Genomic DNA, 12469 nt, shown 5'->3' with positions numbered 1-12469 from the left:
GAGCCACGGCGGCGCCCACGGATCGCCGGGAGGCCTGGGCGTACGGCCGGTCGGGCGAACCGGTACGGTCCGCAAGCGTGGACGTCACCGAACTGTCCGTACCGGACGCGTGGGTCTTCACCCCACGACAGCACACCGACAGCCGCGGCACCTTCCTCGAGTGGTTCCGCGCCGACGCGCTGGAGAAGGCCCTGGGCCACCCGCTGGGGCTGGCCCAGGGCAACCACAGCATCAGCAGGGCGGGGACGCTGCGCGGGGTGCACTACGCAGACGTGCCACCGAGCCAGGCGAAATACGTCACCTGTGTGTCCGGCCGGGTGCTGGACTGTGTGATCGACATCCGGGTCGGCTCGCCGACGTTCGGCCAGTGGGCCGCCGTCCAGCTCGATGACGTCGACCGCAAGGGGATCTACCTCGCGGAAGGCCTCGGGCACGCGTTCATCGCGCTGACCGACGGCGCGCAGGTCTCCTACCTGTGTTCAACGCCATACACCCCCGGTCGGGAGCGCGGCATCAACCCGCTCGACCCCGACCTCGGGCTGCCCTGGCCGGCGGACCTGACCCCGCTGCTGTCGGACAAGGACGCCGTCGCCCCCACCCTCAAGGAGGCCGAGGCCGCCGGGCTGCTGCCGTCGTACGCCGCCTGCCAGGCGTTCTACGCCGACCTGCGCAGCCAGGCCGGCTTCGGCCAGTAACGCACCAGCACGCGGCCCAGCACGTCCTGACCAGGGACCATGCCGAAGGCGGCGCTGTCCGTGCCGACGCCGACGTTGTCGGAGCGCAGCCACCAGCTGCCGTCCGGGTCGGCGAACTCCGCGCGCTTCACGCCGAGCCCGCGGCCGTCGGGAAGCCGGGCGACGACCACGTCACCGGGCCGCGGCGCCCGGCCCCACCAGACCAGGCAGGCGTCGCCGTCGCGCAAGGTCGGGACCATCGACGCACCGCGGACGGAGACCGCCCGCACGGGAATGCAAGGCCGCACAGAGGTAGGTTGCCAGAAGGTGGGGACACGGGCCGGCGCCCCCGCACGCCAGCCGCCGCGCGCGACCCGCGCGGGAGGCCAGGCGCGCGAAGCACGGATCGGCCCGCGCAGGCGCGCTCGGTTCGCGCACCGCCCGTGCCCCCGACGCGACGATCGTGCGAGGAAGGACGGCGGCATGAGCCTGCTGCATCCCAAGACCCAGGTGAGCGCGCACTGCGACCTCCCCTGCGGCGTCTACGACCCGGCGCAGGCCCGGATCGAGGCCCAGTCGGTCAAGGCGATCCAGGAGAAGTACCAGGGCAACGAGGACCCGGTCTTCCGGGCGCGTGCGCTCTCCATCAAGGAGGAGCGGGCCGACCTGGTCAAGCACCACCTGTGGGTGCTGTGGACCGACTACTTCAAGCCGAACCACCTGGAGAAGTACCCGGAGCTGCACGACCTGTTCTGGCAGGCCACCAAGGCCGCCGGCGCGGCGGGCGCCAAGGGCTCGGTCGACCCGGCCGACGGCCAGAAGCTGATCGACAAGATCGACGAGATCGCCAAGGTCTTCTGGGAGACCAAGGCCGCTGCCTGATCTCGCCTGCTCTGCCGACGTCCCCGGGTGCCCCAGGCGCCCGGGGACGTCGTTTTCCCCGCCAGCCCCAGGAGACGACCATGATCCGCCCAGCCCAGCCGGGTGACGTCGCGACGGTGCTTCGGCTCGTCCAGGCACTCGCGGAGTACGAACGCGAGCCGGACGCGGTGAAGATGACCGAGCCGGACCTCACCGAGGCGCTGTTCGGCGCGCGACCGTCCGCCGGCGCCCTGGTGGCCGTCGCGGACGACGCGGACCAGCCGGAGCCCGCGGGCCTGGTCGTCGGGTTCGCGATCTGGCACGAGACGTTCTCGACCTGGACCGGGCGGACCGGGTCGTTTCTCGTCGACCTGTTCGTCGCGCCGGAGCACCGCCGCGGCGGGCATGGCCGGGCGCTGCTGGCCCGGCTCGCCGCGATCGCGCGCGACCGCGGCCACCAGCGGCTCGAGTGGGACGTGCTGGACTGGAACACGCCGGCGCAGGCGTTCTACCGCACGTTGGGCGCGGCGCCCATGGAGGGCTGGACGACGTGGCGGCTGGGCGCGGACGGTATCGCCGCGCTCGCGGCGACCGACGCCGACCCGGCCACAGATCGCCGGATCCCCACTTAGCCGACAACAACGTGCCCACGGCGTTTGATCGGCCGACCTGCGCCACCCCGCTCCGCGTGGGTACCGTGGGTACAGCGGGCGCCCCACCGGCCACCGCACGAGGATGTCGCGCGGCGGGGTGCGCCCTGGCAGCCGGCCCTGGGCCGGCGGCCGACGAAACGGTCCGTGCCATAGCGACGGGGGAGTCGGTTCCCCAGCGACTGTCCCCGCGGACCAGCTGGGCCCCTGCTCCCGGACCCGAGGTCGAGCGCCCGCTCGGCCGCCCAGCGACCCAGGAACCCGACGAGACCAGCGCCGCGACGCAGCGGCCCGCCATGCACGCACGGCCGTCGGTTGGCCGCCCGGTGGCTGTACGTGGACCGCTGGACGCCCGCCGCGACGAGCCGGCCGCGGGGCCGGATGATGTAGGCGTTAGGTACGTGCCCATCCGGGGGACGACAACTCGAACTCACCGCCGGCGGCGAGATCTCGCCACCGGAACGACGCAGCACTGGGGGTAGAACGTGGATCCGACGCCTTCAGCCGATGGCACGGGCAACTCCAGCGGCGTCCACGGTGGCGGCCTGCGCGACGTCGTGCAGCTCACAATTCCGGCCGCCGGTGCCTACCTGACCGTTCTGCGTACCGCGACGGCCTCGCTCGCCGCCCGCCTCGACTTCACCCTCGAGGACATCGAGGACCTGCGGATCGCCGTGGACGAGGCGTCCGCGCTGCTGCTGGTCTCCGCGGTTCCCGGCTCCGCGCTGGAGTGCGTCTTCAGCCTGTCCCCCGGCCTGATGCGGGTCACGGTCTCGGTCGACAGCCTCGACGGCGAGCCGCCGTCGAAGGACACCTTCGCCTGGACCGTCCTCAGCGCCCTCGCCGGCGAGGTCTCCAGCTCCACCGGCCCCGGCCACCGCGTCACCATCGAGCTGGCCAAACGACGCGGCGACCGGGCGGACCTGGGCGAGCCGCCGGCCGGCCACGTCCGCAGCCGCAGCGCCGAGCCGAGCGAGCTGGGCGCGAAGCTCGGCGCCGTGGGGACCTCATGACCTCGGCAGGCCGTACCCCGACCACCCCGAGAGACCGGTTCTCCAGCCTGAACCAGCGCTCCGGCGGTCCGGACGAGGCCGTCCCCGACACGCCCGAGGGCGCGGGCGCCCGCCGGTCGGTTCCGGCCAGGCCGGCGTCACGCTCCGACACGAAGGCGGGCGCCCCGGCCGGCGGCCAGAGCCCGGCCGCGAGTGGCACGGGCCCGTCCGACGCGACGGCGACCGACCCAGGCCAGTCGGCGCGGACCGCGGTCGCCGACGACACCGAGCCCGAAGGCACCGACCTCACGGATGGCGAGCGGGCGGGTGCTGTGAACGAGGCCGCTACGAACGACGACACCGCGACGGCGCCGCAGGCGGACGCGACCGCGTCCGACGCCGGCGAGCGCGCGGAACCGCGCCCGTCCGACCGGGCCTCGTCACCGGACCGGGCCCATGCGCGCGCGCTGTTCGCCCGGCTGGTGGAGCTCCCGGAGGGTGACGCCGAGCGCGCCGCCATCCGCGACCAGCTGGTCCGCATGCACCTGCCGCTGGTCGAGTACCTCGCCCGCAGGTTCCGCAACCGGGGCGAGCCGCTGGACGACCTCGTGCAGGTGGCCACCATCGGCCTGATCAAGTCCGTCGACCGGTTCGACCCGGAGCGCGGCGTCGAGTTCTCCACCTACGCCACCCCGACGATCGTCGGCGAGATCAAGCGCCACTTCCGCGACAAGGGCTGGGCCATCCGGGTTCCGCGCCGGCTGCAGGAGCTGAAGCTCTCGCTGACGAAGGCGACCTCGGAGCTGTCCCAGAAGCTGGGCCGTTCGCCCACGGTCGCCGAGATCGCCGCTCACCTCGAGATGACCGAGGAAGAGGTTCTCGAAGGCCTGGAGTCCGCGAACGCCTACTCGGCCGTCTCGTTGGACGCGCCCGACTCGGGTGACGACGAGTCGCCGGCCGTCGCCGACACCCTGGGCGTCCAGGACGAGTCGCTGGAGGGCGTCGAGTACCGGGAGTCGCTCAAGCCGCTGCTGGAGAAGCTCCCGCCGCGCGAGAAGCGCATCCTGCTGCTGCGCTTCTTCGGGAACATGACCCAGTCCCAGATCGCGATCGAGCTCGGCATCTCCCAGATGCACGTCTCACGCCTGCTCGCCCGCACGCTGGCCCAGCTGCGCCGGGGCCTGCTGGAGGACAACTAGGGCAGCGGCCAGCGACGGCGCTCCGCGCCTCTGGCCGCTCTGCCTGGTCCGGGCGCTGGGCGCCCTCCCCTACGTGAACCTCAGCTCAGGCGGAATCCAGAGGCAGCACCGGTCCAGGGTCGGGACCTGGCGTTGCTTCCCGTTTCCCGGTGACTTTGGTCGGCTATTCAACTGGGGGCGTGCGGGAGGCCGCCAGGGCCAGCAGGGCGAGCGTGGCTACCGCCACCACCAGCAGGGGGAGGCCGTAGCCGAGCAGGCCGTTCTGGAGCATGGCCCAGCCGACCGGGAGGCACAGCAGCTCGATCACGACGATCGGTGTCTTCGAGGTGGCCCGCCTGACCACCTGAGCGCGGGCCAGCCCGACGACGACCACGCCGCAGACCAGGCAGAGCACACCGCCGAACTCGGCGCGGCCCAGGTTGTCGATGTGGTGGCCGAAGCCTCGGACCACCTGCCAGACCCCGAGCCCGACGAGCAGCAGGCCCTGCACGGCGACCAGGAACGCCGCCCCCGCGAGCGCGCGGGGCGCCCCGGCGAACGCGGCGAAGGTCGCCCTGACCGCGGACAGCGGGTCGGACGGCGTCGCCGCGGCCGAACCCGGTCCGTCGTCGGTGCTCGCCTCGGCCCGCTCGCTCGACCCGGCATCCCGGCCCCCGGCGCCCGGCGTCTCGGCACTTCCCATGCCGATGACCCTACGGCTCGGGCCGGACTTCGGGCCTACAGGAGTCAAACCGTCAGTTTCGGGAAGTTGACCAGTAAGCCGCAGGCAGATGGCGTCAAGTCCGACAGGCGAGTTCGCGACATTCTGTTACGCGGCCGACATTGTGAGACATTCCGCATACGAGCATCGGAAAGCGACGCGGTACTACCGTGGTGGTCATGCGAGGGCTCCTGGTCGTCAATCCCGCCGCGACGACGACCACGGAACGGGTCCGGGACGTCCTGGTCACCGCCCTGTCGGCCGATCTCGCGGTGGAAACAGTCATCACCAAGGGACGCGGGCACGCGGCTGAGCTCGCCCAGCGCGCCACCGAAACCGGCATCGACGTCGTCATCACGCTCGGCGGCGACGGAACGGTCAACGAGGTCGCCAACGGCCTGCTGCGCGACGGCCCGAACCCGGATGCCCCGGCCCTCGCGGTCGTCCCCGGCGGCAGCACCAATGTCTTCGCCAGGGCGCTGGGATATTCGGCCTCCCCCGTCGAGGCGACCGGGGAGCTGCTCGCCCACCTGCGCGAGGGCAGGAGCCGCCGGGTCGGGCTCGGCCACGCCCGCTGGGCCGACCAGTCCCGCTGGTTCACCTTCTGCGCCGGCATGGGCCTGGACGCGGAGGTCGTCGGCCGGGTCGAGCGCAAGCGCTCCGGCGGCCGGGGCAACAGCGCCGGGCTGTTCCTGCGCAGCGGGGTGGCCCGTTACAGCGCCGGCGCCGGCCGCGGCCACCCGCGCATCACCCTGGACCTGGAGCCCGACCGGGCCGCCGCCGCGCCCGCGGACGACGACTCGGCGGCCGGCGCGGACCGCGAGGTCGACGTCGTCGTCGTCTGCAACACCGTGCCCTGGACCTACCTGGGCGACCGCCCGGTGCGGGCCTGCCCGGAGGCGTCGTTCGACACCGGCCTCGATCTGCTGGCGCTGCGCCGGCTTCACCTGTCGAGCCTGCTGCGGATCACCGGCCAGATGCTGACGGGCGACCGGGGGCCGCACGGGCGCAACGTCGTCCTGGAGCACGACCTCGACGTCGTACGGCTGCGCGCCGCCCCCGAGGCCCCGTTCCAGATGGATGGCGAGTACCTCGGCCAGCACGCCGAGGTCACCCTTACCTCCCACCCCGCCGCCCTGCGCGTCATCGCCTAGGGCGGCGGCCAGAAACGGCGCTCCGCGCCTCTGCAGACCTCCCAGATCGACTCCGTCGATCCGTCAGGAACCCCGGCTCCGCCTGCTTCGGGCGCTGAGCGCCCTCGGTGGGTTAGCTGGGTTTGGTTGTGAGTGGGCGAGGGGTAGTGCTCAGGGCGCGGACGACGTCCGCGGGGTCGTCGCAGATCACCGCGTCGACGCCGGCGTCGCGTAGGCGCAGCGCGGCGCGGTCGCTGGTGACAGTCCAGGTGACCAGGCGGACGCCGGCCCGGTGGGCGAGTTCGGCCGCGTGCGGGGCGGCCAACACCGCGGACGTGTGGGCGTGCAGCTCGCGGTGGCCGGCCGAGCGGACGTAGGCGAGGCCGCCGCTCACCGCCATCCGGGGCATGGTCAGGAATCCGGTCGCCACCCCGAGGTCCGCCGCGCGCACCCGCTCGATGGCGAACCAGTCGAACGACGACACGGTGACGCCGCTGTCGGCGCCGGTCAGGCCGCGGGCGCGCAGCAGCTCGATGAGCACCTGCGCGGTCTGCTCCCGGGGTGCGTCGAAGTCCGGCTGGCCGGGCTGGTTCTTGATCTCGATGATGATCCGGCCGCGCCCGGCCCAGACGTCCAGGACCTCGTGCAGCGTCGGCACTCCCCTGGCCGCCAGCTCGGCCGTGGAACGCCGCAGGACAGCCCGCCCGCCCAGCCGGGGCAGCCGCGCGTCGTGAACCACCACGAGCTCCCCGTCGGCGCTGCGCCGGACGTCGATCTCGACCCCGTCCGCGCCGGCAGCTAAGGCCGCGTCGACGGCCGCGACCGTGTTCTCCGGGCCGGGACTCCGGCTGCCGCGATGCCCCAGTACCTCCACGGAGCCTCCCCCACCGATCACCGGACCACGACCCCCGAGGCCATCCTGCACCGCGAGCGCCAGCTTTGCCGCGCGGACGATTCGACGGGATCGGTCCCACACCCGGCCCTCCGCCGCCGGGCCCGCCCCAGCCGCGGCGGCCGGCCTCACCCGCCCGACACGCCGCGAGGGGAGGGAGGTAAGAAGTGTGTAACAAGTAGGTGCGGACGATCGCCGTCAAGCCGCCGTCCGGCCGACCGTGGGCCGCAGCGCCCCGCCCGAGGCCGCGCTCAGACCGGCCCAGCTAAAACTGTCCCGACCATGCCTAGTTGGCATGAGCCCTGTCGTATGATCCTGCATGGCCTACTTGGACTATCCCGACAACACCCAACCGATGGAGCCAACAGCCCATAGCCAACAGGGCATCGAGATGGCCGTTCCTAGTCATCCCGACCGCCTCCGGTCGTGGTCCGCCGTGTCCCTAGCGGACAAGTGCAGGCCAGAGATGGTGTGAAGGCGCTTGCAGGTTCTTGCGCCCCTGCCCGTTCCGGTGGGAGGGTGGCGAATGTCCGAGGTGGATGACCACATACACCCGGGCGTACGCGTGCACATGATCGTTAGTTACACAGTGTCGTCAGGCACACCGTCGGCTAGCCGACACCCGAGTCAGTCGCCGCGGGCAGAGAGAGAACCTCTGCACGAGACCGTCAGGTCGTGGCACAACCCGGGGGGCCGGCCAGCCGTCTCATGTGCAGTGTCGCCCGCAACGACAGAGGGAGTAGGACGCATGGACTGGCGCCACAGAGCGCTCTGCCGTGACGAGGACCCCGAGCTTTTCTTCCCGATCGGGACCACCGGACCCGCAGAGCGTCAGATCGAAGAGGCCAAAGCCGTCTGCCGACGTTGCTCTGTGACCTCCGACTGCCTGAACTGGGCGCTCGAAACCGGTCAGGACGCCGGCGTGTGGGGTGGCCTGAGCGAAGACGAGCGACGTTCCCTCAAGCGGCAGGTGCTGCGAGTCCGCACCGCCTGAGTCAGGGTTCCCACCGGATCGGCGGAAGGGTTCCTGCCAGATCGGCGTAGCCGGTCGGGCAGGTTGGCGGTCCGGGAAGTCTGAGGAATCGGCCATCAGCCGCTGGCCACCTGCCAGCGACGAGACAACGAACGAGGCCCGAGGGCGCACCCCTCCCCGGGCGGCCGAGACATCCACGGCCGACGGGCCCATGGGCCGGTATCCGACAACGCCGAGCTTTCCCAAGCCCGGCCACAAAGAGCAGCAAGAAGCGCTGGCCGAGGAAGTGTGCGGCACAGCGGTAGTTGCATCCGTGCCCATGTCACGCTGCGCATCCACTCGGTGCGTCTCGGACGCCGGCACTCTCGGCCGTTCTGTCCGCACGGCCGCCGTCTTCGCGCGGCGCGCCACGGATGGAGCGGCCGATGCGTTTTCCGAGGTCGGGTCGGCCGGCAAAACTGACGCCGCCAGCCCGGCGCGGCGCCGAACCGGCGGGGCACCCACAGTCACTCGGAACGGCGAAGAGCCTGACGCAACGTGAGCGCTCGATGCGCGCTCATCGACGACAGACTCCACGTGCGGAGGGATACCCGGCCCCGCAAGCCCCAAACACTCAAATTGAAGAAAGTGGGATCGAGAGCAAGGCCTCGGTCCCACGGCCGGCGCCGGCCTGCAGCCGGATCGTCCCCTGCATCTCGCCGAGCACGAGCTGACGCACGATCTGCAGGCCCAGGCGCGGCGAGTGCTCCAGCTGGAAGTCGTCCGGCAGGCCGGCACCGTCGTCGGCGACGACGACATCGAGGCGGCTGGCCGTCCGACGCACTCGGACCTCGATCGAGCCCGCCGATCCATCGAACGCATGTTCGACAGCATTCTGCAAAAGTTCGGAGAGCACAAGGGCCAACGGCGTGGCCAGCGCGCCGGACAGCATCCCGAACGAGCCGACCCGGCGCGTCGTCGCCCGCGCCCCGGTGGTCGCCAGGTCGACGGTGACCGACGTGATCTGGTCGGCGATCTCGTCGAACGGGACCGACTCGCCCAGCGTCTGGGACAGCGTCTCGTGTACCAGGGCGATCGACGTCACCCGGCGCACCGACTCGCCGAGGGCGTCCCTGGCCTCGTCCACCTTGGTCCGGCGCATCTGCAGCCGCAGCAGGGCCGCCACCGTCTGCAGGTTGTTCTTGACCCGGTGGTGGATCTCCCGGATCGTCGCGTCCTTGCTCAGCAGCTGGGCCTCGCGGCGGCGCAGCTCGGAGACATCACGCACCAGGACCAGGACCTCGCGGGTCTGGCCAGGGAAAAGCGGGATCGCGCGCAGCAGCACGACGGTGCTGGCGACGGCCAACTCGACCTCCACCGGGCGACGGCGGCCGATCGCGTGCCACACGGCCGGGGTGGTGGCCGGCAGGTTCAGCGCCCGGTGCACCGAGCGCAGGTCCTCGCCGGTGACGTTGCCCGTGTAGCCGAGCCTGCGGTAGGCCGACAGGGCGTTGGGGCTGGCGAAGATGACCTTCCCCGCCCCGTCCAGGCGCATCATGCCGTCGCCGACCCGGGGTGACTCGGGCAGCTCGGCCGGGCTGCCCCGGAACGGGAACAGGCCCTCGGCCACCATCAGCGCCAGGTTGTTCGCGCCCTGCAGGTAGGCCGACTCCAGCGCGCTCGGGGTCCGGGTGGTGGCCAGGTTGGTGTCCCGGGCCAGCACCGCGATCACCTTGTCGCCGTGGCGAACCGGGATCGCCTCGGTCCTGACCGGCACGCCGCCGTCCCACTCGGGCTCGCCCTCGCGGGCGATCCGGTGCTCCCGCCAGGCGTTGCGCACCACCCAACGGTTGATCACGACGCTGCCGACCTCGTCGTTGTGGTACGCGGTCGGGCCCGTGGTCGGGCGCACCTGCGCGACGACGAGGAACTCGGTCTGGCCGCCCCGGCCGGCCCGTGCACTGGAGGTCCTGCTGGGAACCAGGAGCAGGAGGTCCGCGAACGACAGGTCGGCCAGCAGCGCCCAGTCCGCGACCAGCGCGTGCAGGTGGTCGATGTCCTCGTCAAGGAGGTCGGTGCTCGCGTGCAGCATGTCAGCGAGGGTTCCCACGGCCGGAAGACTGCCAGAAGAACCCGCCTCTTGAACAACCAAGGCCCCCGGTGATCTCCGCGCCGGCCCGCCGCGGCCCGTCGCCGCCGCTGGTCGAACGGGGTGAGCGCCCCCGCCAGCCCAGTCCGGGCCAACCAGGCATCGGCGCGACCGCGCGTGCCGCGTGACTCGGCCGAACGCGGTCGATCGGCCTGGCCCGGTGGCTGACCAGGACGAATCCGACCGCGGCGGGCCGGGCTCCAGCGCGCGGTGGGATCGGCGGCAACGGCTGTCCCGCACAGCGAAGGCCCCGCCGTTCTGTGCCCGGCGCGCTACCCGAGGCCCACCGAAGCCGACATACAGTCGCGGACGTGACCGTGCACGAACGACTGAGCGCGCCGCCCGCCCCACTGGCCTGGCTGGACGTCAACGCCCAGGCCAGACGCACCGCGGGCCTGCGCCGGTCGGTACGGCCCCGGCCCGCGGTGGATGACCTGATCCGCCTCGACCTGGCCGGCAACGACTACCTGGGCCTGTCCCGCCACCCTGACGTCATCGAGGCCGGGGTGGCCGCGCTGCGGGCCTGGGGCGCCGGCTCGACCGGCAGCCGGCTGGTGAGCGGCACGACCGAGCTGCACGCCGAGCTGGAGACCGCGCTGGCCGCACACACCGGCTTCGCCGCCGGCCTCGTCTTCGCCTCCGGCTACGCGGCGAACCTGGGGGCGCTCACGGCATTGGTCTCGGCCGGCGACCTCGTGGTGTCCGACGAGCACAACCACGCCTCGATCGTCGACGCCTGCCGGCTCTCCCGCGCCGAGGTCGCGATCGTGCCACATCTCGACGTCGCCGCCGTCGAGAGCGCGCTGGCCGGGCGCTCCTACCGGCGGGCGGTGATGGTGACCGACTCGGTCTTCTCCGCCGATGGCGATCTGGCTCCGCTGGCGGAGCTGCACGCGGTCACCCGCCGCCATGGCGCGGTGCTGCTGGTCGACGAGGCGCACGCGCTCGGCGTCGTCGGCGCGCGCGGCGAGGGCGCGGTCGCGGCCGCCGGGCTGGCCGGCGCACCCGACGTCGTGGCGACCGTCACCCTGTCGAAGTCGCTGGGCAGCCAGGGCGGCGCCGTCCTCGGGCCGGTCGAGGTCCGTGATCACCTGATCGACACGGCGCGCACGTTCATCTTCGACACCGGGCTGGCGCCGGCCGCCGCGGGCGCGGCGCTCGGCGCGCTGCGGCTGCTGGCCGCGACTCCGGCACTGGCAGCCCGGTCCCGGGCCCGGGCCGGCGAGCTGGCCCGGCTCGCCGAGGCGCCGGCCCCCGCGGCGGCCGTCGTCTCGGTGGTGCTCGGCGAGCCGGAACGCGCGGTCGCGGCCGCGCAGACCTGCCGGGAGCACGGTGTCGCCGTCGGCTGCTTCCGGCCGCCGACGGTCCCGCCGGGCACGAGCCGGCTACGGCTGTCCGCGCGGGCCGACCTGACCGACGACGACATCGCGTTGTTCGCCACGGCGCTGGCCGCCGCGCGGGCGGCCCAGCCGGCGGGCACGCCCGCCGGGCGGTCATGAGCGTCCTCGTCGTCACCGGCACCGGCACCGGGGTCGGCAAGACCGTCACCACGGCCGCCGTGGCGGCACTCGCGCTCGATCGCGGACCGTTGACCGCCGGCGAGCCCGGCGGCTCGGTCGCGGTGGTCAAGCCGGCCCAGACCGGCGTCGCGCCGGGTGAGCCGGGTGACGCCGACCTGGTCCGGGAACTGACCGGGCTCACCGACGTCCACGAGCTGGCCCGTTACCCCGACCCGTTGGCCCCGGCGACGGCCGCCCGCCTGCGCGGCCTCCCGGCCGTCGACCTCGCGGGCGTCGCCGACACCGTCGCCAAGCTGTCGACCGAGCACCGGCTCGTCCTCGTCGAGGGCGCTGGCGGGCTGCTGGTGCGCTACGACGAGGACGGGCGGACGCTGGCCGACCTGGCCCAGGTACTGAAGGCGCCGGTGCTGGTCGTGACGAGGCCGGCCCTGGGCACCCTGAGCGACACGGCACTCACCCTCGAGGCACTGGAGCGCCGTGGCCTGGAGCTGGCCGGCGTGGTGATCGGCAGCTGGCCGCGGCGGCCCGAGCTCGCGGAACGCGCGAACCTCGCCGATCTGGAGAGGGTCGCCGGCCGGCCCCTGGCCGGGGCGCTCCCGGAGGGCTCGGGCCTGCTGGACCAGGCGGCCTTCCGGACACTGGCCCGCCGGTCACTCGCGTCCTCGCTGGGCGGCACCTTCGACCCGGCCGCCTTCCGCGGCGACCATCTTCCCTAGGCGAGTGCGAGAGACCACGTCCAAGGAACGC

General features: G+C 72.9%; 13 protein-coding genes. 9 read left to right on the top strand and 4 right to left on the bottom strand.

The genetic code is table 11. The annotated features are described in order from the left end of the window. Positions 1-77: 77 nt before the first annotated feature. Complete coding sequence (locus tag FRAEUI1C_RS04085; protein WP_013422012.1) at positions 78-695, top strand: dTDP-4-dehydrorhamnose 3,5-epimerase family protein; 618 nt, start codon at positions 78-80, stop codon at positions 693-695. Here the strand turns inward: FRAEUI1C_RS04085 and FRAEUI1C_RS04080 are convergent. Further along, the gene (locus tag FRAEUI1C_RS04080) at positions 656-964 is read right to left on the bottom strand and encodes a S24/S26 family peptidase (protein WP_269724407.1); all 309 of its coding nucleotides are present in this window, start codon (positions 962-964) and stop codon (positions 656-658) included. The genes FRAEUI1C_RS04085 and FRAEUI1C_RS04080 overlap by 40 nt on opposite strands. 193 nt (positions 965-1157) lie before the next feature. Between FRAEUI1C_RS04080 and sodN the strand changes: the two genes are divergently transcribed. The 4 genes from sodN to FRAEUI1C_RS38055 all read left to right on the top strand — a co-directional run bounded on the left by sodN (position 1158) and on the right by FRAEUI1C_RS38055 (position 4376). Then, positions 1158-1556, top strand: a complete 399-nt coding sequence (sodN, locus tag FRAEUI1C_RS04075) for a superoxide dismutase, Ni (protein ID WP_013422010.1) — start codon at positions 1158-1160, stop codon at positions 1554-1556. 80 nt (positions 1557-1636) lie between these two features. Beyond that, positions 1637-2167 carry a GNAT family N-acetyltransferase gene (locus FRAEUI1C_RS04070; protein WP_013422009.1) on the top strand — a complete coding sequence of 177 codons (531 nt, stop codon included), beginning with the start codon at positions 1637-1639 and terminating at the stop codon, positions 2165-2167. Between the two features lie 503 nt (positions 2168-2670). After that, positions 2671-3198: an ATP-binding protein gene (locus FRAEUI1C_RS04065; RefSeq protein WP_013422008.1), complete on the top strand. Its 528-nt coding sequence runs from the start codon at positions 2671-2673 to the stop codon at positions 3196-3198. Further along, on the top strand, positions 3195-4376 hold the full coding sequence (locus tag FRAEUI1C_RS38055; RefSeq protein WP_013422007.1) for an RNA polymerase sigma factor SigF: 1182 nt from the start codon (positions 3195-3197) through the stop codon (positions 4374-4376). The genes FRAEUI1C_RS04065 and FRAEUI1C_RS38055 overlap by 4 nt, the downstream gene beginning before the upstream one ends. Positions 4377-4539: 163 nt before the next feature. Here the strand turns inward: FRAEUI1C_RS38055 and FRAEUI1C_RS04055 are convergent, their stop codons facing one another. Further along, positions 4540-5058 (bottom strand): hypothetical protein, encoded by a 519-nt coding sequence (locus FRAEUI1C_RS04055; protein WP_013422006.1) that lies wholly within the window; start codon positions 5056-5058, stop codon positions 4540-4542. A gap of 197 nt (positions 5059-5255) precedes the next feature. Here FRAEUI1C_RS04055 and FRAEUI1C_RS04050 point away from each other — a divergent pair, with 197 nt between their 5' ends. Then, positions 5256-6230 (top strand): diacylglycerol/lipid kinase family protein, encoded by a 975-nt coding sequence (locus FRAEUI1C_RS04050; RefSeq protein WP_013422005.1) that lies wholly within the window; start codon positions 5256-5258, stop codon positions 6228-6230. A gap of 112 nt (positions 6231-6342) precedes the next feature. Here FRAEUI1C_RS04050 and FRAEUI1C_RS04045 read toward each other — a convergent pair whose 3' ends face one another. Next, entirely contained in the window at positions 6343-7083 is a 741-nt protein-coding gene (locus FRAEUI1C_RS04045; protein ID WP_013422004.1) for a glycerophosphodiester phosphodiesterase, read from the bottom strand. Positions 7084-7849: 766 nt separating this feature from the next. Here FRAEUI1C_RS04045 and FRAEUI1C_RS04040 point away from each other — a divergent pair. Continuing rightward, positions 7850-8095 carry a WhiB family transcriptional regulator gene (locus tag FRAEUI1C_RS04040; protein WP_013422003.1) on the top strand — a complete coding sequence of 82 codons (246 nt, stop codon included), beginning with the start codon at positions 7850-7852 and terminating at the stop codon, positions 8093-8095. Positions 8096-8687: 592 nt separating this feature from the next. Here FRAEUI1C_RS04040 and FRAEUI1C_RS04030 read toward each other — a convergent pair. After that, positions 8688-10145: a sensor histidine kinase gene (locus FRAEUI1C_RS04030; RefSeq protein ID WP_013422002.1), complete on the bottom strand. Its 1458-nt coding sequence runs from the start codon at positions 10143-10145 to the stop codon at positions 8688-8690. Positions 10146-10519: 374 nt separating this feature from the next. Between FRAEUI1C_RS04030 and FRAEUI1C_RS04025 the strand changes: the two genes are divergently transcribed. Together FRAEUI1C_RS04025 and bioD are read left to right on the top strand one after the other, a co-directional pair. Continuing rightward, on the top strand, positions 10520-11701 hold the full coding sequence (locus FRAEUI1C_RS04025) for an 8-amino-7-oxononanoate synthase (protein ID WP_013422001.1): 1182 nt from the start codon (positions 10520-10522) through the stop codon (positions 11699-11701). Next, positions 11698-12438 (top strand): dethiobiotin synthase, encoded by a 741-nt coding sequence (gene bioD / locus FRAEUI1C_RS04020; protein ID WP_013422000.1) that lies wholly within the window; start codon positions 11698-11700, stop codon positions 12436-12438. The genes FRAEUI1C_RS04025 and bioD overlap by 4 nt, the downstream gene beginning before the upstream one ends. Positions 12439-12469 lie beyond the last annotated feature (31 nt).

This window comes from Pseudofrankia inefficax (assembly GCF_000166135.1).
In the GTDB taxonomy this organism is placed as follows: Bacteria; Actinomycetota; Actinomycetes; order Frankiales; family Frankiaceae; genus Pseudofrankia; species Pseudofrankia inefficax.
This window is presented reverse-complemented; position numbering and strand designations above follow the sequence as displayed.